At 41.8% G+C, this 23219-nt stretch carries 19 protein-coding genes and 1 riboswitch; of the genes, 2 read left to right on the forward strand and 17 right to left on the reverse strand.

Annotated elements, in window-relative coordinates; genetic code table 11:
• Nucleotide 1 precedes the first annotated feature (1 nt).
• The 4 genes from EQM06_RS11570 to metK all read right to left on the reverse strand — a co-directional run bounded on the left by EQM06_RS11570 (nt 2) and on the right by metK (nt 5259).
• Nucleotides 2–1267 (reverse strand): HlyC/CorC family transporter, encoded by a 1266-nt coding sequence (locus tag EQM06_RS11570; protein WP_128746516.1) that lies wholly within the window; start codon nt 1265–1267, stop codon nt 2–4.
• A 213-nt stretch (nt 1268–1480) separates the two neighbouring features.
• Nucleotides 1481–2395, reverse strand: coding sequence for a homoserine O-acetyltransferase MetA (gene metA / locus EQM06_RS11575; protein ID WP_128746517.1), 915 nt, complete (start codon nt 2393–2395; stop codon nt 1481–1483).
• Between the two features lie 120 nt (nt 2396–2515).
• Complete coding sequence (locus EQM06_RS11580) at nt 2516–3826, reverse strand: aspartate kinase (RefSeq protein ID WP_128746518.1); 1311 nt, start codon at nt 3824–3826, stop codon at nt 2516–2518.
• Between the two features lie 248 nt (nt 3827–4074).
• Nucleotides 4075–5259: a methionine adenosyltransferase gene (metK, locus tag EQM06_RS11585; RefSeq protein WP_128746519.1), complete on the reverse strand. Its 1185-nt coding sequence runs from the start codon at nt 5257–5259 to the stop codon at nt 4075–4077.
• 102 nt (nt 5260–5361) lie between these two features.
• Nucleotides 5362–5487, reverse strand: a riboswitch (SAM riboswitch).
• 144 nt (nt 5488–5631) lie between these two features.
• On the opposite strand from metK, the gene EQM06_RS11590 reads away from it, so the two are divergent.
• Nucleotides 5632–6807 (forward strand): hypothetical protein, encoded by a 1176-nt coding sequence (locus EQM06_RS11590; protein ID WP_128746520.1) that lies wholly within the window; start codon nt 5632–5634, stop codon nt 6805–6807.
• Nucleotides 6808–6865: 58 nt separating this feature from the next.
• Here the strand turns inward: EQM06_RS11590 and EQM06_RS11595 are convergent, their stop codons facing one another.
• A complete protein-coding gene (locus EQM06_RS11595; protein WP_164914445.1) occupies nt 6866–8398 on the reverse strand; it encodes an AraC family transcriptional regulator in 1533 nt (510 codons plus the stop codon).
• Between the two features lie 283 nt (nt 8399–8681).
• Nucleotides 8682–9446, reverse strand: a complete 765-nt coding sequence (locus EQM06_RS11600; RefSeq protein WP_128746522.1) for an N-acetylmuramoyl-L-alanine amidase — start codon at nt 9444–9446, stop codon at nt 8682–8684.
• 154 nt (nt 9447–9600) lie between these two features.
• Between EQM06_RS11600 and EQM06_RS11605 the strand changes: the two genes are divergently transcribed.
• Nucleotides 9601–10836 (forward strand): alanyl-tRNA editing protein, encoded by a 1236-nt coding sequence (locus tag EQM06_RS11605; protein ID WP_128746523.1) that lies wholly within the window; start codon nt 9601–9603, stop codon nt 10834–10836.
• A 79-nt stretch (nt 10837–10915) separates the two neighbouring features.
• On the opposite strand, the gene EQM06_RS11610 is transcribed toward EQM06_RS11605, so the two are convergent.
• From EQM06_RS11610 to kdd, 11 genes are all read right to left on the reverse strand, one after another.
• The gene (locus EQM06_RS11610; RefSeq protein ID WP_128746524.1) at nt 10916–11785 is read right to left on the reverse strand and encodes a PhzF family phenazine biosynthesis protein; all 870 of its coding nucleotides are present in this window, start codon (nt 11783–11785) and stop codon (nt 10916–10918) included.
• Nucleotides 11786–11808: 23 nt separating this feature from the next.
• Nucleotides 11809–12282, reverse strand: coding sequence for a chemotaxis protein CheW (locus EQM06_RS11615; RefSeq protein WP_164914446.1), 474 nt, complete (start codon nt 12280–12282; stop codon nt 11809–11811).
• Nucleotides 12283–12410: 128 nt separating this feature from the next.
• Entirely contained in the window at nt 12411–13067 is a 657-nt protein-coding gene (locus tag EQM06_RS11620; RefSeq protein WP_128746526.1) for a 3-oxoacid CoA-transferase subunit B, read from the reverse strand.
• Complete coding sequence (locus tag EQM06_RS11625) at nt 13055–13789, reverse strand: CoA transferase subunit A (RefSeq protein ID WP_128746862.1); 735 nt, start codon at nt 13787–13789, stop codon at nt 13055–13057. Before EQM06_RS11625 ends, EQM06_RS11620 begins: the two co-directional genes overlap by 13 nt.
• Before the next feature lie 113 nt (nt 13790–13902).
• Nucleotides 13903–15270 (reverse strand): short-chain fatty acid transporter, encoded by a 1368-nt coding sequence (locus tag EQM06_RS11630; protein ID WP_128746527.1) that lies wholly within the window; start codon nt 15268–15270, stop codon nt 13903–13905.
• Nucleotides 15271–15541: 271 nt separating this feature from the next.
• Nucleotides 15542–16315 carry a lysine 5,6-aminomutase subunit beta gene (gene kamE, locus EQM06_RS11635; RefSeq protein WP_128746528.1) on the reverse strand — a complete coding sequence of 258 codons (774 nt, stop codon included), beginning with the start codon at nt 16313–16315 and terminating at the stop codon, nt 15542–15544.
• Nucleotides 16315–17874 (reverse strand): lysine 5,6-aminomutase subunit alpha, encoded by a 1560-nt coding sequence (gene kamD, locus EQM06_RS11640; RefSeq protein WP_128746529.1) that lies wholly within the window; start codon nt 17872–17874, stop codon nt 16315–16317. Before kamD ends, kamE begins: the two co-directional genes overlap by 1 nt.
• 64 nt (nt 17875–17938) lie before the next feature.
• The gene (kamC, locus tag EQM06_RS11645; RefSeq protein ID WP_128746530.1) at nt 17939–19567 is read right to left on the reverse strand and encodes a lysine 5,6-aminomutase reactivase ATPase KamC; all 1629 of its coding nucleotides are present in this window, start codon (nt 19565–19567) and stop codon (nt 17939–17941) included.
• A gap of 32 nt (nt 19568–19599) precedes the next feature.
• Complete coding sequence (kamB, locus tag EQM06_RS11650) at nt 19600–20625, reverse strand: lysine 5,6-aminomutase reactivase subunit KamB (protein WP_205666553.1); 1026 nt, start codon at nt 20623–20625, stop codon at nt 19600–19602.
• Nucleotides 20626–20742: 117 nt separating this feature from the next.
• Nucleotides 20743–22008 (reverse strand): lysine 2,3-aminomutase, encoded by a 1266-nt coding sequence (gene kamA / locus EQM06_RS11655; protein ID WP_128746532.1) that lies wholly within the window; start codon nt 22006–22008, stop codon nt 20743–20745.
• 140 nt (nt 22009–22148) lie between these two features.
• Nucleotides 22149–23180, reverse strand: a complete 1032-nt coding sequence (gene kdd, locus EQM06_RS11660) for an L-erythro-3,5-diaminohexanoate dehydrogenase (RefSeq protein ID WP_128746533.1) — start codon at nt 23178–23180, stop codon at nt 22149–22151.
• Nucleotides 23181–23219 lie beyond the last annotated feature (39 nt).

A 23219-nucleotide genomic window follows, 5' to 3' on the forward strand; every position in this document is an offset into this window, starting at 1 on the left:
TTCAGTCCTTTTCCCTTTCTGTTTCACGCGGCATGACCGCCACATTTATTTCTAAGGCTCTTTTTCCATCTGCCTTGATTACTCTAACTTTAAGATTTTCATATTCAAATGAATCGCCTGCTTCCGGTAATTTGTCCAAATTTACCACAACCCATCCATTTGCTGTAGTAATATCCATTTCTTCATATTCTAAGCCGAAAAAGTCGAACATTTTTTCAACACTTGCACCGCCCAGCACCCGGTAGCTTCCGTCATAGATCTGGATAATTTCCTGGGAGGCGGTCGCATCATGCTCATCAAAGATTTCGCCTACCAGTTCCTCAATGATATCCTCCATGGTCACGATACCTTCTGTACCGCCGTATTCATCCACCACCACAGCAATATGCGTCTTTGCTTTTTGCATTCGCTTCAAAAGGGTGGCGATTCTTATGGATCCCGGCGTAAATACAACAGGCGTCACATAATCGGCAATTTCCTTCTGTTGACCGATTACAAAATTGTGAAAGTCTTTTTGATTTAAAACACCCACAATTTTATCCATATTCTCTTCATATACCGGCAGTCTTGAAAATCCTGTTTCTAAGAAGATCTTTGCGACTGCTTCTTTTTCCTCATCTATTTCAATGGCTTCCACGTCAACTCTTGGTGTCAATACGTCGTACGCTTCCAGCTCATCGAATTCGATGGCATTTTGAATCAACTCACTCCGGTCTACATCCAGACTTCCCTCTGTTTCTGCTTCTTCCACAATCGTTATCAGCTCGTCATCGGTAATTGTCCTCTCGTCGTGTACTTTAAATGCTTTTTTTATAATTTTTTTCCACTGCATCAATAAAAAATTCAGCGGCTTCATGATCGTAATCAAAAATCTGAGAAGCGGTACGGAAAACATAGAAAATTTTTCAGGAGATTCCTTTGCAAGGATGGTGGGTGTTATTTCACCAAAGACTAAAACGATTATTGCGATAATTATTGTTGAAAACACTGCTCCGTATGTTCCATATAATTCTACGAACAACACGGCCGCGATAGATGCCATGGCAATATTTACAAGAATATCGCCGATCAGAATCGTTGTAAGAAGCCTGTCATAATTTTCTTCCAGCATCAGGATCTGTCTTGCTTTCCTGCTTCCTGCTCCGGCAATATTTCTCAGTCTTGCCCTGTTTAAAGAGGTGAACGCTGCTTTGGTTGCCGAAAAGTAAGCAGAAAACGCTGTTAATATCACAATGGCTGTTATCGAAGTAACTATACTTCCTCCCATTTATACCTCCTGTATAAATCCATTTGTACAACTGGAAAATCACAAATCTTTAATTTATAGATTTTCACCGCATATTTATTTATGTATACTGTAGCATAATATTATACCTCATTTACGAGAAAAAGAAAAGAGGGCAACGCCCTCTCTGATAATTTTATTTTGTTTTTTCTATTATTTTGCTTTTTTAAATTAAAACTAAAAAATTTTCATCAGCTATAGCTGGGTCAAATCATACGGTGTTTCTTGGTATACATAATAGTTGAGCCAGTTTGCGAACAAGAGGCTGGCATGCCCTCTCCACCTGACGATCACGTCTCTGCCCGGCTGATCCTCCTTAAAATAATTTTGGGGAATCTCCACCGGAATGCCCTGCCTCACATCTCTGTAATATTCCAGTCCAAGCGTCTCCCGGTCATATTCCTGATGACCGATGATAAAAATCTGTCTCCCGTTATCCGTAGCCAAAATGTGAGGTCCGGCATCATCTGATTCTGCCAAAATCCGAATTTCAGGATGTGCTTCTATATCGGATTTGAATATCTGCGTATATCTCGAATGCGGCGCCCAAAAGACATCATCAAAGCCTCTCATGAGCGGGCTGTGAGCACGAACCACCTTATGCTCGAACACCCCAAATACTTTTTTGTCCAGAGGGTGCTTGTTAATGCCAAAGTGATAATAAAGCCCGGCCTGGGCACCCCAACAGATATACATACTGCTGTACACATGGGTTTTAGAATATTCAAGAATGGCACAAAGCTCTTCCCAGTAATCCACCTCTTCAAATTCCAGAGTTTCTACCGGGGCTCCTGTCAAGATCATTCCGTCGAACCGCTCTCCCTTGATTTCATCAAAGGTCTTATAGAAGGTCTCCAGATACTCCTCCAGTACATTTTTTGAGTCATGAGTCCCCATTCGCACTAAAGTCAGCTCTACCTGTAAGGGAGAATTGGCCAGTACTCTGGCCAGCTGGGTCTCCGTAGCCGCTTTGTCCGGCATCAGATTCACCATTAAAATACGAAGAGGCCGGATGTCCTGTTTTATGGCAGCCCCATCGTGCATTACAAATATATTTTCCTTTTGCAATAAATCGCCTGCCGGTAATTTATCCGGTATGATCAATGGCATATTCTTTCCACTCTCCTTTTTCTCTCTTCCGGCATTCCATGACGTAACGGCTGACCCGCCATGAAAAACAGCGGGTCTCCAAGCCCGCTGCCATAAGTCCTTTACATTTCTTGCATTCTACTACACGAATGCATCATAAATAGCCTGTATTGCACGATCAAAGTCTTTTGTCTCCACGCCCACGATAATATTCATTTCACTGGAGCCCTGATCGATCATTCTGATGTTTACCCCCGCTTCCGCAAGTGCCGTAAACAGAGTTGCCGATACACCAAGCCTCTTGGACATGCCCGCACCCACCGTAGCGATCAGGGACATATCATCAAAAATATCAATACTGCCCGGTTCCAGCTTTCTCTTGATTTCTTCGAGGACCTCATCCATCTTTCCTTCAATGCTCTTATCCGAAACCACCACGGAAAGCGTATCAATGCCGCTGGGCATATGCTCAATGGCGATGTCATAATCTTCCAAAATACTGCTGAGCCGTCTGACAAAACCTCTTTCCTGACTGAGCCTGTTTTTATAAATAGCGATTACAGAAAAATCCTTACTTCCCGCTATGCCGGTTATGATCTGGTCTGTCTGAGCTCCGCTGTCCGCATCGATCATCGTGCCCGGGTCGGCAGGCCTGTTGGTATTTCGGATATTTATAGGAATTCCCGCCACTCTGGCCGGATAAATTGCGTCCTCGTGGAGCACAGAAGCTCCCATATAGGAAAGCTCTCTCAGTTCCTTATACGAAATTCTGCTGATCGGCTTGGGGTTTTTAACGATTCTTGGATCGGCCATTAAAAATCCCGATACATCCGTCCAGTTTTCGTACACTTCTGCACTTACGGCTCTGGCTACAATAGCACCGGTGATATCCGAACCGCCTCTGGAAAAGGTCTTGATCTTCCCATCCGGATAGGTTCCATAAAAGCCGGGAATAACGGCTCTTTCGTGCTTTTTCAGTTCATCTCCTAAAGCTTTGTTCGTCTCCTCCTCAAGAAACCGACCCTTTTCACTGAACAAAATCAGACCTGCCGCATCCACAAAGTCGTACCCGAGCATGGCTGCCGTCATCATCGCATTGAGGTACTCTCCTCTACTGGCTATATAATCAGAGGAAGCTCCTTCCTGAAGATTCCTTTTAATTTCATCAAATTCCTTTAAGAGATCCACATTGACTCCCAAATTGATTTCCATGGCCATATATCGGTCGCAAATCACCTGAAACACCTGCTCATAAGGCAGATTATGTTCGATATGCGTTTTGCATAAATATAAAAGATCCGTAATCTTGTTATCTTGGCCGTATCTCTTCCCGGGTGCAGATACAACGACATATCTTCTATTTTTATCTGCTTCTATTATTTCTTTTGTCTTGGTAAGCTGTATCGCATCGGCCACAGAAGAGCCGCCAAACTTTGCAACTTTGATTCCCACCGGAAATCCCTCCTCCATACATAAAAACATTGGTTTGTTATATATAATATTCATTATTTCTTACTGTGCTAAAACCCTATCGAATCTAATTTTAAATTCTTGCATATGATTCATTATTATACGCATTTTTTTTGTGTATTGCAACAATTTTTGATATATTTTTGTGATGGAACAACAAAAGCTGCCCCTGCCTTTTGGCAGAGACAGCTTTCTTCTTACAAATGCTTTGAGCGGCTCCATTCTTTATTTTACAGCCCTGCGTCCTTTTTTAAGAGGGCGGCTTTGTCTGTCTTTTCCCAAGGAACATCAATATCTGTTCTTCCGAAGTGACCATAAGCGGCAACCTGTCTGTAAATAGGTCTTCTTAAGTCCAAATCCCGGATAATGGCAGCAGGTCTTAAATCAAAATGCTTGTCTACCAGCTCCGCGATCTTTTCATCTGATATTTTACCGGTTCCAAAGGTATCAACGAGAACGGATACCGGCTTTGCCACACCGATAGCATAAGCAAGCTCCAGCTCACACTTATCTGCAAGCCCTGCGGCAACAATATTTTTTGCCACATATCTGGCGGCATAAGTAGCGGAACGGTCTACCTTTGTAGGATCCTTGCCGCTGAATGCACCGCCGCCGTGTCTCGCATAGCCGCCATAGGTGTCGACGATGATCTTTCTTCCAGTCAATCCCGAATCTCCGTGAGGTCCTCCGATTACGAACCGGCCTGTCGGGTTTACAAAATATTTTGTTTCGTCATCCAAAAGCTCTGATGGAATAATCGGCTTAATCACCTTCTCAATCAGATCTTTTCGAATCTGCTCCTGAGTTGCTTCCGGATCATGCTGTGTGGAAATGAGAACCGTATCCACTCTCTTGACCTTGTCTCCGTCATATTCAACGGTTACCTGAGTTTTTCCATCCGGTCTTAAATATTTGAGGGTTCCGTCTTTTCTTACCTTGGTCAGCTGTAAGGCCAGCTTGTGTGCGAGGGAAATCGGCATCGGCATCAGCTCAGGCGTCTCGTTGCAGGCAAAGCCAAACATGATCCCCTGATCTCCGGCTCCGGTCTCTTCAATCTGATCCGCCAGAGAGCCTTCCTTATACTCTAAAGCCTTGTCCACACCCATTGCGATATCTCCGGACTGCTCGTCGATGGCGGTCAAGACCGCACAAGTATTTCCGTCAAAACCATATTCACTCTTGTCATATCCAATGTCACAAATGACCTCTCTTACGATTTTAGGGATATCGATATAGCAGCTCGTGGTAATTTCTCCCATTACCATGGCATATCCTGTCGTAGTTGTGGTCTCTGCTGCGACTCTTCCATAAGGATCCTGCGCATAAATAGCATCCACGATAGCATCTGAAATCTGGTCACAGATCTTATCAGGATGTCCTTCTGTTACGGATTCCGAAGTAAATAATCTTTTCATAACACTGCTTCCTTTCTTTTCATTCATTATCAAAACTGTTTTTATTCAAAAACTAAAATAACCTCTTAGGAAAGAGGTCTGATTTTTCATATGGACAATCTTTCCTCATCTTTCAGAATACCACTTCTGTAGGATTTAGCACCTTTTATATTTGGCTGAATATACACCCAAAATACACAGGTTGCCGGGCATCGCAGGGCCTATTCCCTCCGCCGCTCTTGATAAGGGGTTATTTAAGAAATCAGGAGTACTCGTACTTTTGATCTCAATTGTTGTTTTCTTATTATATTATATCTATAAATAGCATATTGTCAATATATAACCTTTTGGGTTATACTAAATTTATCATAGTAAAGAAAAGGATAGGTTGTCTTGGAAAGAAAATTTAAAGTTATAAAAGGTGGAATGGATTCGCCGCTGGAAAACAGCAAGCAGTTCATCAGTGCTTACATTACAGATACGAGACTGATGGGTGTCACAGGTCTTTATATACATTGGGGAATCGAGGGTGAAAATTTAAGCTCCGATTTCCATCAATTTTTTTATTTTGACGCAGAAGAATACGGCTTTGAAACGTATAAAAGCATTATAGGAAATGACATTGAAGAAATTGCCATCATTGAAAGTGCTCTATTAGGCGGACTGGGCGGACAGAAAGTAAAAATTGCTGAAAAAGAAGCGTGTTATTTAGTTCAGGAATATACAAAAACAAATTCGGAATTGTCTTTATCTCTGCCGAAGGGTAAAGAAGAATATGAATTTATTTTACAGAAAGAAGCCGATCTCAGTCCGAAGGAGCAGCACGATTTAATGAAAAAAATGTGTGATACGATTCATTCGGACTATCAGCTCATCAATTACTTTTTAATGCGATGCTTCGGCCGTGATTACTATGCCGCACAATTTCTGGCCAATAGCTTGCTTCCGGTAGATATCTATTCCGATTATCCGATCTCTACCCTGTGCAAAAATACCATTGATTCCTGTGATAAAGGAGAACATTCTTACTTATGCGAATCTCTGATTGAAAGCAATGGCAATTATCACATCGTCGTATCCGAAATCACGGTGGATTCATTACGGATCTCAGATTTTAAAAAGGGTTCTGAGTTTAAGGTCAGTGCCGCCGAAGCGGCCATGATGCTTTCAAGACCAGAGTTCATTACCGTATATGAGCTGGAAACGGATAGTGATGATTTTATCGACGGCAGTCTGGCTGAGATCACCACAAACGCCATGATGACAATTCATGAAAACGGCAGACTGTTTTTAGCGTTCAATAAAAACAATGACCACGTGGATAAAGCGGTATTTCGATTAAATGAGGATGTCTACGGCATGTTTTACATCTCTGATTTCGGTCAGATGATTATCGCCAGTTACAATGTTCGGAGCATCCAGTCCCTGGAAATGGATCTGCGAAAAAGTCCTTTAAAAAATTATTTGTCCATGACCGCAAAATATGAATTCAAGGAGCCCATCCTCTACGAATTTATTCAGAGCGACTTTGATGATTTTGAAGATTTTTTAGAATTTATAAGAGAATAAAAGACGATATTAAAAAACGGCTGCCAAATGGCAGCCGTTTCATTTTATTTAATTATTCTTATTGTCTATCTATCAAGATGATCTCAGCGCTGATGCCCCTCATAGTGGATCGTATGCTCAGAGCCTCCGAAGTGGTGATGGTGCTGAATTCCACATCCGGCAGGGTAGACCAGCTGCTGATCAGCGTTTCTCTCTTGCTGGCGACCCCCGGTGCTCTCAGCCCCTCCTGGTAAGCTGTTACGATATTTTTCTGAGAAATTTTATACCTGCTCACATTAAAATCTCCGGACAGCCCCTGGCACTTTATTAAAAACTCGCCTTCTTCTTCATACTGTGAACAAATTTCAAAGATCTTTTCACGGTTTTCCGCATTCTGAAGCTCATTTTTTATGAAGTCGTTTATGTTATATACCAAAATGCTGATGCTGTTGATCGTTTCAACATTTTGCCCGCTCGTGGTGATAATATAGTTCGGGCCGGATGCCAAAAGAGCCTCTTTCAAGCTCTTCATCAGGTTATAAGGTCTTGCTACCGGTTTCATATCATCCTTTTCCAACAGCTCCCCAATAAACAAATCCTCCTGATGTTCCTTACCCATTGCTGATTGTATGTCCAGATCCACGATCACAGGCTCAGGCTTTTTTCCCTTGATATAGTCATTGTATACCCCTTTGACCTGTTTTCGGATGGCCTCTTCGATTTCCTGAGGGGAGCATCGGACATACTTGGCCGTACTTTTTCTGGTATTCGGCTTGTCCGTATATTTTTTCCGGTATTCCTGCGGATGCATATTGAACCATGTCTTAAAATGTTTGATGTAATATCTCACTGCAGAAAATCCCATTTCTTCTGAAATGGCTCCTATTTTTTTGTTGGTTCCAAGCAGTAGCTTTTCGGATTCCTCCACCCGTATGAAGCTGAGCAGATCCTGAAAGCTTAATCCGGTTGCCTCCTTTATCACGTGGGATAAATAATAAATGCTCAAATGTTCGCGCTCTGCTATTTCATTGAGCGTCAGCTTTCTCGTATAATTCTCGTACATATAATCGGTGATTCGTCTCAAGCGTCCTGCCAGCACTTTGTTGGCTCTGTTTTTATTCTCGTTGATAAATTTCCCGTCTTCCATGGCAAAATACTGAAAATCAGATAGCAGGCATGCTAAAAGATTGTGGGTGCTCTCAATAACCTTGTGTTCATATCCGTACCCCTTTTCTATGACCTCCATCATAATCCTGCCTAATATATTTCTAAGCACATCCAGGCTCTCATCCTCGTCGTGCATATCTGTAACAAAGAAATGATTCTTTAAGTTTCCATAATAGTTAGAGAAATAGGATAAATCCATTTGAAGCATCATGACCATGTTATCTTCATCCGTTCTGGTAAAGCTATGTATTTCTCTGTCATTTAAAATAAAGATGTCTCCCTGTTTCAAGAGATAATTGTAATACCCGTTTTTTAAATTGATAGAGCCCTCTAAAACATAGACCACCTCCAGATCATCGTGGAAATGTGTGGGGTATTCCTCAATGTGTGCAGTTATTACATTGATTGGCAATTCCTCTCTAAAATGGCTTTTTTCTTTTAACATGTGTACCTCCAAAATTTCTCTCTCATGTATCCAGACATATAACATTATGTAAACTTGTGATCCTGTGTTCGAAACATTTTTCAACAGCCCCCAAATTGGAGTATTTAGGGGACTAGCATAGTTTTCCACACCTTTTTTCTGAATTGTATACAATTTTATTCACTTATAGCTGTGGATATTTTTATACAACGTATTCTACTGTTTTTCAACGTTTTCACGATACTCTGCACTTTTAAGTTTATACTTATCCACAGGTTATGCCGCCTTATTTTAAACCGTTTTTTTATAGGCTGTCACGAATTTTTATGTCCCTTTTTGCCTCTTTATTACTGAACGTCATGATTCCCGCATAAATACAGGAAGCAACTTTGCTCTGATATTCTTTGCTCTGCAAAAGCTTTGCTTCCTGATGGTTTGATAAGAATCCACATTCCACAATAATAATCGGCGAGCTTGGATTTTTCAGAATCAGCACACCGGATTTGCTGAGCGCAACCCGTTCTGTTCCATCGTCTATGCCTTCACTTAAGGATTTCTGAACAATTTCCGCCAGGCGTTTGCTCTCTGCGATGACAGGTTCCTGCTCGGAACCGGACGGATAAAATACCTGTGCTCCATGTACGCTCCGATCCTCTTTAAAACTGTTTAAATGAATGCTCACCGTGGCAGTAGGCTTTACCTCTGAAATAATTCTCTTTCTTTCCAGCAAATCCTTTGTCTTTTTACTTCTTATAGCACCTTTTGCATCTTCCCCAAGGCTGATATCCTCATTTCTGGTCAGGATAACATTCCAGCCGTCTGCTTTGGCAAGCCGCTCTATTTCCTTTGAAATTGCTAAATTGATATTTTTTTCAGACACACCATTTGCACTCTCTGCTCCGCCATCCATCCCGCCGTGTCCGGGATCTATGATAATGACATCCGCAGATGTAATTCTTTCCACGCTTCTTTGCACATCGTGGTACATTGGCACAGCCGCTATTATAAAGCAAATAGTCACTATGCAAACAATATATTTTAATTTATTTACTTTATTGTTTACTCTCATATTTTTCCGCCCTCCTGCCTATATATATGCAGGAAGCTTTTTGTCCTATTCCTTTGCTTGGATATAAGAGCAAACTAGTACATCTTCAAAATTATTATATAACAGAATTACTCGTTTGTGTTATAATAATTTCATAATTGTGAGGAGAAATTTTATGAATACGGATAAGCTCTATCAAAAAAATCAATATTTAAAAAAATGTACATCCAAAATAGTTGAGATAACTCAATCTGAAAATACTATCTGTCTGATTCTGGATCAAACCATTTTCTTTCCCACCGGCGGCGGTCAAAGCTGTGACAAGGGAAAAATCAATGATTTAGAAGTCTCGGACGTATATGAAAAGGACGGATTGGTCTTTCATCAAATACAAAATAATCACAGCAATATCGTATGGAATATCGGGGAGGAGGCCATCTGTGAAATAGACTGGGAACACCGGTTTTTAAACATGCAGAGACATTGTGGGGAGCATATTCTTTCCGGAATTCTGTATCGGGAATACGGCGGTATCAACAAGGGATTTCATATGGGAGAGCACTATATGACCATTGATATCAGTCTGGAAACCATGCCGGAAATAAAGGAGCTGACCTGGGAGATGGCTCAAAGGGCGGAGGCTCTTGCCAATCAAGTCATCTGGTCCAATGCTCCCGTAACTATAAAGCACTTCGACACCCGTGAGGAAGCTGCCGCTCTGCCCCTTAGAAAAATGCTGGTACTGGATCAAGATATTTCCATTGTCTGCATTGGGGATACGGAAAATCCAGCAGACTGCGTAGCATGCTGCGGAACCCATCCCGATACGGCAGGTCAGGTCGGTCTGATAAAAATTTTGAAGGTGGAAAGCTACAAGGGAATGTTCCGCATTTACTGTGAGGCCGGCAGAAAAGCTATGGATATCTTCAATCAGTATCAGGAAATCTTTTCCTATCTCAGTAAAAGGTATTCTGCGGGTACCGGGGATTTGCTGGACAAAATGGCCGTTCAGGAAGATAAGGCAAGAGCCGTGCGAACGGAGCTCTATACATTAAAGCAGGCACTTATACGGGACAGGCTCTCTTCTATATCCGATGAGTTAAAAACGCTGAATCCTTCAAAGCAGCATCTTTTTGTGAAAGAATATGATGACATGAAAATTGATGATTTATTAAATATAGGCAGGCCGTTGATTCCGGAGCTTTCCCTATTGCTTCTCCTCGTATCCCGAAAGGATAAAACCGTCCTTTTGTTTTCTGACGGAAGGCTCGATTGCGGTAAGCTGGTCAAGGAGAATGCTCCGATTTATCAGGGAAAAGGCGGTGGGAGCAGCACGAATGCCAGAGCCTTATTCCCTAAGGCGGAATCTATTGATGTGTTCGTGGATTTATTGGAGAAGCATTTGAGATAGCATCATAATACCCTGTTCAGAAAAACCGGGTAAACTTTAAAAGGACAGCGATGCGTGCTGTCCTTTTGATATGTACCAGTTAAATATATATTTCACCTTCGGCCAGTTTCTTATAAACACCGCCTACATAAATCTTCGGTTTCCCATCTGCTATGGAGAGCCTGCTCATGATCTTTGAAGGTCTTTTCATGGATTCTCCCTGAACGAACAGATTGGTCTGATCCGGTTTTATGATTCCTTTCTCATATAAATAGAAGGTCAATGCTCCGTTTGAAGTCCCGGTAGCCGCTTCCTCATCTATGTCATATAAGGGAGCAAAGTTTCTGCAATCCGCTGTGGATTCCCCGTTTTCCGACAGAGAAAAAGCATGAACTCCCGTCACTTGGTACGATTCGGACAACTTGGACAAGGCTGCAAAATCCGGTTTTATATGATTTAACACTTCCTTTGAAGAGACGCCCATCATAATGTCCGGAAGTCCTGTGGAAACCAGACCGGGATCCATGATAATATCCTCGGCTCCAATTCCCATCACAGCTGCCAGCTCTGCTTTTTTCTTTTCCTCATGGATTACGCCCTTATTCACAGGTTCGCCCATTTCCATGAAAACAAAACCGTCTTTTATTTCAATTTTCAAGCTTCCTGCCATGGTTTCTAGGGTATAGCTTCCATTAGCAGAAACCATGTTCCATTCTGCCATGGCACCGAAGGAACCGATAGTAGCATGGCCGCACAAATCTACTTCTGCTGCCGGTGTAAAATAGCGAATTTGAAACTTCTCCGGAGCCAGCTGTTTGATAAAAGCCGTTTCGGAATAGCGCAATTCTGCGGCTGTTTTGAGCATGGTATCATCAGGAGGAAAGGTCTGACCTTCATCAAGCAAAACAACGCCTGCGGGATTCCCCCCGAAAATCTTATCGGAAAAAGCATCTATAATTTGAAACTTCATAATATAATCCTCCTATTCTTATATTATGGGGCTATATCCTCCACCACTTCAGCGAAATTGATGAGAGAAATAAGCTTTCCATTTACACGGACGATACCGGTCAAAACACCCTGTCTTCCAAAAGAGGCTTCTGCTTTTTCGATATGATCCGCAGAAATCCGTTCAATTCCAAGCACTCTGTTTACTCTGAACGCTGCGTTGAGCCTCTCTGCATCCGCAACAATGAACAACGTCTTTTCTTCAGGATTCGAACCAATACCTAAATAATCTGCCAGATTGATCACCGTGATCAGTATATCTCTGGGCATGTACACTCCTTCAACGGATGGGTGCCCATGAGGAACTTTATCAACCGGAGACGGCATTAGGATTTCTCTTACCTGCAATACATCTACCCCAAAAACCTGATCCTGTATGGTAAAAACCAAGATCTCCATCTCGTCCGCACTGGTTTTTGAGACAATCTCTCTGCTGTCTCCGTTTTCACTCATAGACATAAGAACCTCCTTATACATTGTACTCCATATATAACTACACAAATTATATTATACTACATAACCTGGTAAATGTTAACAACTGAAAAAAAACCGATTAGTTTTAAGACTAATCGGTTTTAATACGTTTCTTATTCTTCTTCCATTGGCTTTAAGTCTGGGCTGATAATCAGCTCGCAGCCTGTTGCAGCCTTGATGTCATCCAATGTATAGTCCGGATGTAATTCAGTAAGCATGATACCCTTATCTGTTACTTCCATGACGCCCATCTCTGTAATAATCATATCTACCACTTTTAATGCTGTATATGGCAGTGTGCATTCTTTCAAGATCTTATGCGCACCCTTCTGAGTATGAAGCATAGCAATGATTACTTTTTTAGCTCCTACTACCAGGTCCATGGCTCCGCCCATACCGGCTACCATCTTTCCCGGAACGATCCAGTTTGCCAGATTTCCGTGTTCATCCACTTCCATGGCACCCAACACGGTAGCGTCCACATGTCCGCCTCGGATGATGGAAAAGCTTTCTTCTGATCCGAAGAAGTTTCCAGATGGAATATAAGTTACATATCCGCCGCCGGAGTTGATTACATCCACATCTTCTTTACCCTTTTCGGCAGCTCCTGCCAATCCGGTAAATCCGTTTTCAGAGTGCAGCATAATGTGTACACCTTCCGGAAGATAATCGGCTACCTTTGTAGGAAGGCCGATACCTAAGTTTGCTACATCGCCGTCTTTAAATTCTTTTGCTGCTCTTTTAGCAATTCTTGTTTTTAAATCTGCCATGGTTCTTCCCCTCCTACAATATATTTTACATATACGCCGGCAGTAGTAAATGTATCTACATCTACCTCACCTACTTCAACAATTTTTTCTGAAGCAAGGAGTACTGTATCTGCTGCCATAGCCATTACATGGTTAAAGTTCTTGGTCGCTTTTTTGCAGGAGAAGTTTCCATAGTTGTCGCAGATGGAAGCTCTGCAAAATGCAAAATCTGCATGAAGCGGTTTTTCAAGAAGATAGTCTTTGCCATCTATATTGAGCACTTCTTTTTTCTCGGAAATTGAAATTTCTCTTTCTCCGGTGGAGACCTTTTCTCCGGTCTGAATAATAGTACCTACTCCTGTCGGCGTTAAAACACCGCCCAGTCCGGCTCCGGCGGCTCTGATTTTTTCTGCCAGAGTTCCCTGCGGAACCAGTGTGCACTGTAAGGTTCCTTCATTCATGCCCTTACCGATGATTGGGTTCATGCCTACGTGGGAAGCAATGATATGATCCACCATACCGGCTGAAAGTAACTTTGCAACACCTCTGTCCGTAGTTCCTGTGACTGCTTCCGGCAGACCACCATCGTTCGCAATAATTGTTAAATGCTTAACACCCTTTTTTACAAGAGCATCAATCAAAATTTCAGGAGTACCTGTGCCTAAGAAGCCAGCAACCATAATGGATGCGCCGTCTTTAATATCTGCGACTGCTTCTTCGGCTGTTCTGATCTTATTAATCATCAAAAACACGACCTTTCTTTAAATTAATTAATTTCTATTGACCTACAGATATAAGAAGTCAATACTATATTATTTGCAAATAAGCTATAGCTATATGTTGCCGGTTAATAAATTTATGCTATCCCCAGTATTCCAACAATTAAGAATCCGCCGCAGACAACGATTCCTGAGAAAAACAGGGTAATCAAGCAATAGCCCATAATATCTCTGGCGGAAAGCCCTGCGATACCCAACGCTGGCAACGCCCAGAAAGGCTGAATCATATTGGTCCAAGCATCGCCCCAAGCAATACCCATTCCAGTCAAAGCCGGACTTACTCCCAGAGCCTGCCCCGCAGGCATCATGATAGGACCTTGTACAGCCCATTGACCTCCGCCTGATGGAACAAAGAAGTTCACGATACCCGCAGAGAGGAATGTAAACAAGGGGAAAGTTATAGGCGTTGCTATTGAAACAAACCAATTACTAATTACAGCAGCCAAAGACAATCCGGTAGCTGCACTGGTTGTCGTCATTATTGTCATGATTCCCGAATAAAATGGGAATTGCAGTATAATTCCCGCCGCTCCTTTGGTTGCCTCTGTTATTGCTATTACATAATTAATGGGAGTCTTGTGGCATATAATACCTAAAACTAAAAATAATAAATTTACAATGTTCAAAGTTATATTAAATCCGTTGCCTGCAAAATAAACAATCAGATAAATGATCCCTGCTGCTGCAATAATCATCGACATAATAGGGCTGTTCTCAATTTTCTCTGCAGGAGTTACCGGAACTTTATATTCTGCTTTATCCTCTACTAAAAGGTTTCTGTCCACAGTCACAACTTGATCCGGAGACGGATGCATCTTTGCGTTGATAAACGGAAGACAAACCAAAATGACTAGAACCATAATCAGATTGTATGGTGCAAATATCGTCAGGCTTGTAGAAATCGGCTCGGAAACCGCTCCTCCAGTAGCCGCCATCAGCGCTTCTTTCCCCGGAGTAGCCAGAGCTAATGGAATCGAACCTGAAAAACCGGCATGCCATATAACAAAGCCGGAATATGCCGAAGCTATCAGCAATCGATAGTCAATACCTTCTACCTGCCTTGCAATCTCTTTTGCCAAAATTGCTCCGATTACCAATCCGAATCCCCAGTTGATCCAACACGCAATCAACGAAAAAAAAGTTACCACAATGATTCCTTGCGTGGGACTTTTAGCCAGAGACGCTACCTTAGATACAATTTTCTTTATGGATGGCGCATTGGCAAAAGCACTTCCCAGAACCAGCACCAAAGCCATCTGCATAGAGAAGGATAATAATCCCCAAACTCCGCCTCCCCATGCATTGACTGTTTCCATTGGCGTAAGTCCTGCCAACGGTATTGCAGCAACAAATACTACAATTGTTAAAATAATGCAAAAAATAAACGGGTCCGGAAGGAATCTGTTAACTAAAGTAACACAACCATTTGTTAGTTTTTTAAACATAAAAACAACTCCTCTCTAGATTTAATTTGACAAGGTTAATTGACAAATACATATAAAGGGTTGCCTATGTAAAATTATAAATAACGGATGTATAATTGGCTTTTTAACACATAAATATACATACAGCAACAAATTATTTGTACTGCCTACTGTACTATTATACACCCTTCTTCTGTTATGTCAACATTTGGAAAACAGTAAAAACAGCTAGAGAAATACCATATATAGCGTCTCTCTAGCTGTACCTTGCTTTGAAAGCCCAAATATTGTATTAAATTCTGCCTCGCTTAACAATTTCCGTGATTACATACGAAGCTACATGCTCTGCATACGTATGCGGTCCGAATCCGGCATCATAGCCCAATTCCTGAGCGAGCTCATGAGAGATTCTAGGTCCGCCGCAGATCAGAAGGATCTTATCTCTCAGGCCTTCTGCTTCCATCAGTTCAACCATATTCGTCAAGTTCTGGATATGAACATCTTTCTGCGTTACAGTCTGAGAAACCAGAATAGCATCCGCCTTTACTTCGATAGCCTTGGCAATCAGTTCTTCATTCGGAACCTGGCTTCCCATGTTGATGGCTTTAACATTTTTGAATCTTTCAAGACCAAAGTGTCCGTGGAAGCCCTTCATATTCATGATAGCATCGATACCTACCGTATGGGCATCTGTACCTGTGCTGGCTCCGACCATTACAACTTCTCTCTTGATATTCTGTTCAATGTATTCTCCGCACGCAACTCTGTCCATGATCTCTACATCAACCTTTGGAACTTTAATGGTCGTATAGTCGATTGTGTGCTGAGCCTTTCCGTATACGATGAAGAAGGTGAATCCGCCGCCCATATCTTTGGAATATACGCAGTTCGGTTCCGTAACGCCCATCTGTTTTACATAGTTTTTAGCTGCTTCACTGGCTTCTTCACCAAAAGGAACCGGTAATGTAAATGCAAATTCCATCTGTCCGTCATTTAGTGTGTCGCCATAAGGTTTAACCTTTGTTAAATCAATATTGTTATTCGCTGTGTTGCAATTACAAGTCATTATTTTGCACCTCCCATCATTAGTGGAATGAATGGATTGAAGTACCCTTCACCCTTCACGCATACGCCGTCAAGACCTTTTCCGCCGTCTCTAGGTCTCTTAACGCCGCCAAAAATACCTTTTTCAATCGTTGTAAACAGGCTTTCTTCTTCTACCTGATGCAGAAGCTTGTCTGCCTTGTCAAGAACTTCCTGAGCTCTCTTCTGGATGATACCATCCTTCTTGAATTCAACTTCGCTGCCCAGATCTCTTGCATTATTGAAAATATACTGAGCATTTTCGATTGAAAGGTATCTGTCGTGCATGTGTGGGGTGTGAATTGCTTCTGTAGGCATACCTAACAGCTGTAATGATTGACCTGTCCAAATTGAAATTAAATTGAACAGTGCATCCTGAATGTGTCCCTTAAAGATGTTTCCTGTCATGAACTTTGTCGGAGGCATATACTTCAATGAAGCGTTCGGGAAGATTTCTTTCGCCATTTCTGCCTGAGCTAATTCATATAAGAAACCGTTCTCCATATCCGGATCCATTTCAAAGGCATGTCCAAGACCCATCTGGCCTTCTTTTACATTAGCAATAACAGCGAACTGTTCGTTAATGAACTGGGAAGCTGTTACCGTATGTGCTGCTTCATACGCATCATCTGTAGTCAGGTAGTTATCTTCACCGGAGTTAAAGATAATATCGCAGTAACCGATGATTACTCTGGAGAAGAACTGGTCGACCAGTGTTCTCTGCATATTGATATCTCTGAACAGAATACCGTAAATGGCGTCATTCAACATAACGTCAAGTCTCTCGATAGCACCCATTGCAGCGATTTCAGGCATGCATAGACCAGATGAATAGTTACATAATCGAATGTATCTTCCAACTTCTTCGCCCACCTCATCCAATGCTTTTCTCATAATTCTGAAGTTTTCCTGAGTAGCATACGTACCGCCGAAACCTTCCGTAGTAGGGCCGTAAGGAACATAGTCCAGCAAGCTCTGTGCCGTTGTTCTGATTACAGCGATGATATCCGCACCCTGTCTTGCAGCAGCCTGAGCCTGTGTAACGTCTTCATAGATGTTACCGGTAGCTACGATTACATACAGGTACGGTCTTTTTCCTTCGCCTAATTTGTCAAGATATTCATTTCTCTTTGCAGTCTGAGCTTTAATCTTGTCTAATGTTGCAAGTACAACAGGCATGATCTTCGCTTCTGCATCTTCTTTGGAAGCCATCGGAAGCTTTGTGATCTCCAACTGACCTGCCGCCATTTTTTCTGCAATTTCCTGCGGGGCAAGACCCGTCTGAATCATGGCATTGCCTATCCAATAAGCCACGCCGGTAGGAAGTCCGCCTGCCTCTTTAATCTGGTCTACTACAACATTTGGAAGCGGAGTTTCTACTTCGTCAATTCCGTCAATTCCCAAAAGACGCAGAACAGTTCTCTCTGTACTTACCGTAGTATGTCTGTCAATGAATTCCTGCATACTCTGTGCAATTCTTGCTGCGCTTGAACGTGCACTGTCAACTTTCTTTGGATCTAAGTTTAGCTTATTTGCTGCCATCCTTTTCATTCCTCCTCTTTGCTTTATTTTTCACCGATGGAAAAATAGGTGCAATAAAAATAACTTATTTAATAAACTCTTTGGCTCTATTGATGATTTCATCATTTAGTCCCAATATTTTTGCAATGTTCAGAGCATCCTTCGGAATCTCTTCCTCCCGCTCCACAGTCTTTAATCTATAATCCATATATCTGGAAATAATATTAATACGTTCTTTTCTATCCGCATATTTAATTTCCTTATCCAGTCTATTAAAATCAGCGTTTTCAAGCCCTATGACCTGCATGGTCTTGACCATGCTCCTTTGTGACAAATTGTCAAAATGGGTCGTTATCAGAGTTATATAAGGTCTTTCTTGCAGATATTCGATTAAACTTCTGGTCAGTGCCAATCCCTCAACAGGATTTGTGCCGCTAGCAATTTCGTCAATAAGAATCAACGACTGGGATTTGCTGTTGTCCAATATTTCTTTCAGTTCTTCCATTTCACTTCCAAAGCTGGAAAGGCCTCTTTCCAGACTCTGACTGTCCCCAATCAAAATCTGAATAAAATTGCACAGTCCCACTTTGGCCCAATCGCAAGGGACAAAAAAACCGTACTGAGTCAGTAGCTGAACCAGCCCTGCCAACTTAAGGCTGACGGTCTTGCCGCCCATATTCGCCCCCGTTATGCAGGAAACGCCGTCTGCAAGAGACATGCTTACAGGACAATACTTTTTGCCTTTGGATATTAAAATGTCTTCGACCTCCAGATGTCTGCCTTCTTTAAACTCTAATATATGCTCCTTCACAATTTCAGGCCGGATGCAGTGATGTTCTTCGGCATATACGACCTTACCCATTGTAAAATCCAGCTGCCCCATCTTACTACAATTTCCTGAAATCAGGTTTTTATTCTTATAGATTTCTTTTGATAACTGTTCACGTACTTTCAGCTCTTCCTCTTCGATCTGCTCCGTCAACTGATTCATTTTAGTGATCAGCCGGTCAGCCTCCTCAGAGGGCTTGACCCCGAACGTAATGTTTACGTAATCCTGATCTTTTATCAGTAGTTCAGGAATCGTTTTGAGCTTTTCAACCTGTTCCACTTTCATTTTTGAAACAATACATTCAAATTTAGGTGTTATATCCAGATTATATTTTTCTTCCAAATACATTTTGGTTTTCTTTTGTGCCTTGCGGGCAGCAATCTCGTATTCACGCTTTTGCTTCCTCAACGGGCCCAGATTTTCAGAAAACTGGTCATATATGTAAAAGGTGTTTATCCGTTCTTCACCGGGATCCAGCGTATTGAGAATTTCCTCAATATTATCCAGCATGAATTCTTTCAAAACATATTCTTGATTTTCCAGTAAAAGCTTTCTTATCTTTTCCATTATGATCAGCAGACTTTTCAGTTCAAAAAGTTCTACGACAGACAGTGTACTGTTTCCGGATCTTTCCAGCGTATAGGTGCAGTCCTTTGTTTCCATAAAGCATTCATATAAAATGTCTTTTAATTTCGGTTTTTGATTCAGCATCTTGGAGATCTGCTCCATTTTGGAAAATTCTCTCTCAAGTGCTTCCTCCTGTCCCGGCATATACGGCTCCAGCTCTTTCATAATCTTTGTGCCAAAAGGAGTTGCAGTGTAGATACTCTGCATAACATAACTCAGTCCAGTTTCCTTTCTCGTCTTCACGTTCGCCAGTCTCATCTGTCTAATACCTCCTTAAACTTATTGATTACTTAACAAGCATTATACTTCACATCAACCACAGGAATATCTCCTACCGCTGCCTTCATAGCGTCAACCAGTGCCTTGTGTTCAAAAGAATACCCCAGCGGAGCATAAGGATTTACGGTAATTGCCGCAACCTTTATGTTCTGAAGAACTTCCACACAAAAGCCCTGTTTTTTTAATTGACCCCATTTAATGGAATCGATAAAAATTTTTGTGGGATCCTTTAACACAAACTTGACCTGTTTAAACTTTTTGGGGTGAATATCTGCCACAACGCTGTCTGTTAATGCTCCCGGAATGTAAATATGATCTGTCTCCGCATTAATAACACTGTCAATAATTCTGCTGGCACCAAGACCTGTTTTTAAGTCAAGTTTTTTTACTTTATTTCCGGAAAAAATAAGCACATTTTCTTTTTTGTTTTTATCTTCAATCGTCTCTCTGATAAATTGATTTTCAATTATAGGCAGGCTGTATAATTCAAGGGTGTGGGCAGTCTCATCGACCACTCTGTTCAGGCTTCTTGAAAGTACCGCACCAGTGGAAAGAATGATTGCATCTGAGGTTTCCGGTGCAGCTATGGACTTTCTGTCTATAGCACCGTCAATGAGAATAAGCTCCGCTCCCAAAGAAAGCATTTCCTTGCACATTTCTCTATGCTCCACCGTACTGACCGGTCCTGCAATCTGAACATATCCGCTTTCCACGACCCGGCACAGTAAAAGCTGTCCGAGAGCTGTAGAATATTTGCTCATTTTCAATATTTCAAGACCTGCTTCTGCAAGCTCATAAAGCTGTTTCGGTATCGAAACAATTGTTCCCGTATCCAAAAACACTCTGGGTTTCTCTGTTCCGGTTACCAAATCCACCGTTTCGCCGTCTCTTCCCGTAGATGTAATGCCCAAAATCATCCCTTCGTCCATGGCTTCTTCAATGATGTAATTTAAAGCTGTGGTCTTTCCGGCATTTTTAGACATTCCTACAATAGAAAGCGTTTTATATTTATCCTGTAATTTATCTAGTAAGCCCATAACGTTCTCATTTCTCATTTATATAACATGAAAACACATGCACCTTGCTGCTTAAGCAAGCGGCTCGGTGCATATATTCATGTCATTCCTTATTGTATACCGTTTGAAAGGTTATACTTATTTATGCTTATTTCTTTCGTGACGAAGAAGTCCCTGTGGTTCCATGGACATTCTTTCGCCCTGTTCAAGACCTGCAACACCTTCATAGTGGTAATCTGCTACGTTCTTGCAGTTCTCATAGCTGCACTGAAGCGGAGGTAAGCCTACTGGTTCAGTGTAAGTCGTGATAACGCCTTCGTAGTTTCTCAAGATTACCTTATCAGGAGTCTGTGAAATGACATACTGAGGCATTACCGGAGTCTTTCCGCCGCCACCAGGAGCGTCTACTACAAATGTCGGTACTGCATAGCCTGAAGTATGTCCTCTCAGGCCTTCAATGATTTCGATACCCTTAGATACCGGAGTTCTGAAGTGTTCGATACCTAATGAAAGGTCGCACTGATAAATGTAATAAGGTCTTACTCTGTTCTTTACTAAGTGATGTACCAGATTTCTCATTACATGTACGTCATCGTTTACACCTCTAAGAAGAACGGACTGGTTACCTAGAGGAATACCTGCGTCAGCAAGCTTTCTCAGAGCTTCCATTGCTTCCGGTGTCATTTCCTTTGGATGATTGAAGTGTGTATTTAACCAGATTGGGTGATACTTCTTCAGCATGTTAACCAGATTGTCTGTAATTCTCTGTGGCATAACAACAGGAGTTCTTGATCCTAATCTTACGATTTCAACATGTGGAATCTTTCTTAATTCGCTGATGATGTATTCAAGAATATCATCTTCAACGCATAAGCAGTCGCCGCCTGAAAGAAGTACGTCTCTTACAACAGGAGTCTTCTTGATGTATGCGATACATGCATCGATATCTTCCTTTGATCTTGCTCCGTCTGTTTCTCCTGCAAGTCTTCTTCTTGTGCAGTGTCTGCAGTACATGGAACATTGGTCAGTGATTAAGAATAAAACTCTGTCCGGATATCTGTGAGTTAACCCAGGAGCCGGGGAATCTTCATCCTCATGCAGCGGGTCAAGCATGTCTGCATCACTTCTGTGCGTTTCTGCCAGTGTAGGTACAGCCTGCATTCTGATTGGGCAGCTTTCGTTTTCCGGATCCATCAAAGAAGCATAGTAAGGTGTGATACCTACTCTGAATCCAGCCATTACCTTTTTGATGTCTTCTTCTTCTTTTGCAGTTAATTTTACTACCTGCTTAATGTCTTCAACACTGTTTAATCTGTTTGCAACCTGCCAGTGCCAGTCATTCCACTGTTCATCAGTAACATCTTTCCATAGAGGAATGTCTTTCCAATTTCTTCTCTCAGCCATTTGACTTTCTCCTTTTCATTGTAAAATTAAAAATATAATCGAACTCTATTTATATATAAAATCAGCAAATTTTTAACCTTCCCCAAGGTTTTGTTGTTTTCGTCTAATTCAAGCAACACTTTTTCATTGGTGCCTTCAAATTATGCGTACAGTTCCTGGAACATCTTTCTGATTGGTTCGCTTTCTCTCAAAATCTGAAGTGTGATTTCAGCATGACCCTTGCAATATCCGTTACCTACGATCATGTCGATATCTTTACCAACACCTTCAGCGCCAAGAGCAGCCTTTGTGAAGCTTGTAGCCATTGAGAAGAAGTATACAAGGCCATTGTCTTTACAAGCAAGGATACAAGACATTTCAGTGTTTTCAATGTTTACGCAGTTGATAACTAAGTCTGCTAATTTTCCGTCTGTTAATTCCATAACTTTATCGTAAATGCCAACAGCATCTGTTGCGTCAGCAAGTACATAGTGGTCAGCATAGCCTAATTTCTTTGCTCTGTCTAATGACTTATCAAATCCGTCGATGCAGATTACATTACCTGTAATGCCAGCTCTCTTCTTTGCTTCATACGTAACAAGAAGACCGGACTTTCCGCCGCCTCCAACGATTACTACTGTATCTCCAGGCTTAACAAACTTAGCTGTCTGAGCAGGAGCACCGGCTACGTCTAAAGCGGACAATGCAAGTCCTTCTGGAATATCTGTCGGAAGTTTAGCATATAAGCCACTCTGGAACAAGATAGCCTGTCCTTTGATGTCAACCTGGTCGATGTCAGGTCTTACTTCAATGATTTCATCAATCTTAAGTGGAGTAAGGGAAAGAGAAACCAGTGTTGCAATCTTATCTCCTACCTTTAAATCGCCTTCATAAGCAGGTCCGATTTCCTTTACAGTACCGATCAGCATTCCGCCTGAACCAGTAACCGGGTTCTTATGCTTCCCAGCCTTTTCAACGATGCCCATCATGATTTTCTTGATTTCTTCTACATCATGATTTGCCTGTTCTTCAATCTGAGTAAAGCTGGCGGAGTCAATGTTTAAAGTCTGTACATCGATAAGAACTTCGTTGTCATAGATCTCCATTGTGTTATCGATAACATCTGCCGGCTGTGGTAATACTCCCTTTGGTGAAATAACTCTGTGTGTTCCGTATGGGCTTCCTTTTTTCATAATATCTTTTGTTCCTCCTAAATCTTATCTTGAAATAAA

Origin of the sequence: Aminipila luticellarii (genome assembly GCF_004103735.1) — a bacterium.
Taxonomy (GTDB): domain Bacteria; phylum Bacillota; class Clostridia; order Peptostreptococcales; family Anaerovoracaceae; genus Aminipila; species Aminipila luticellarii.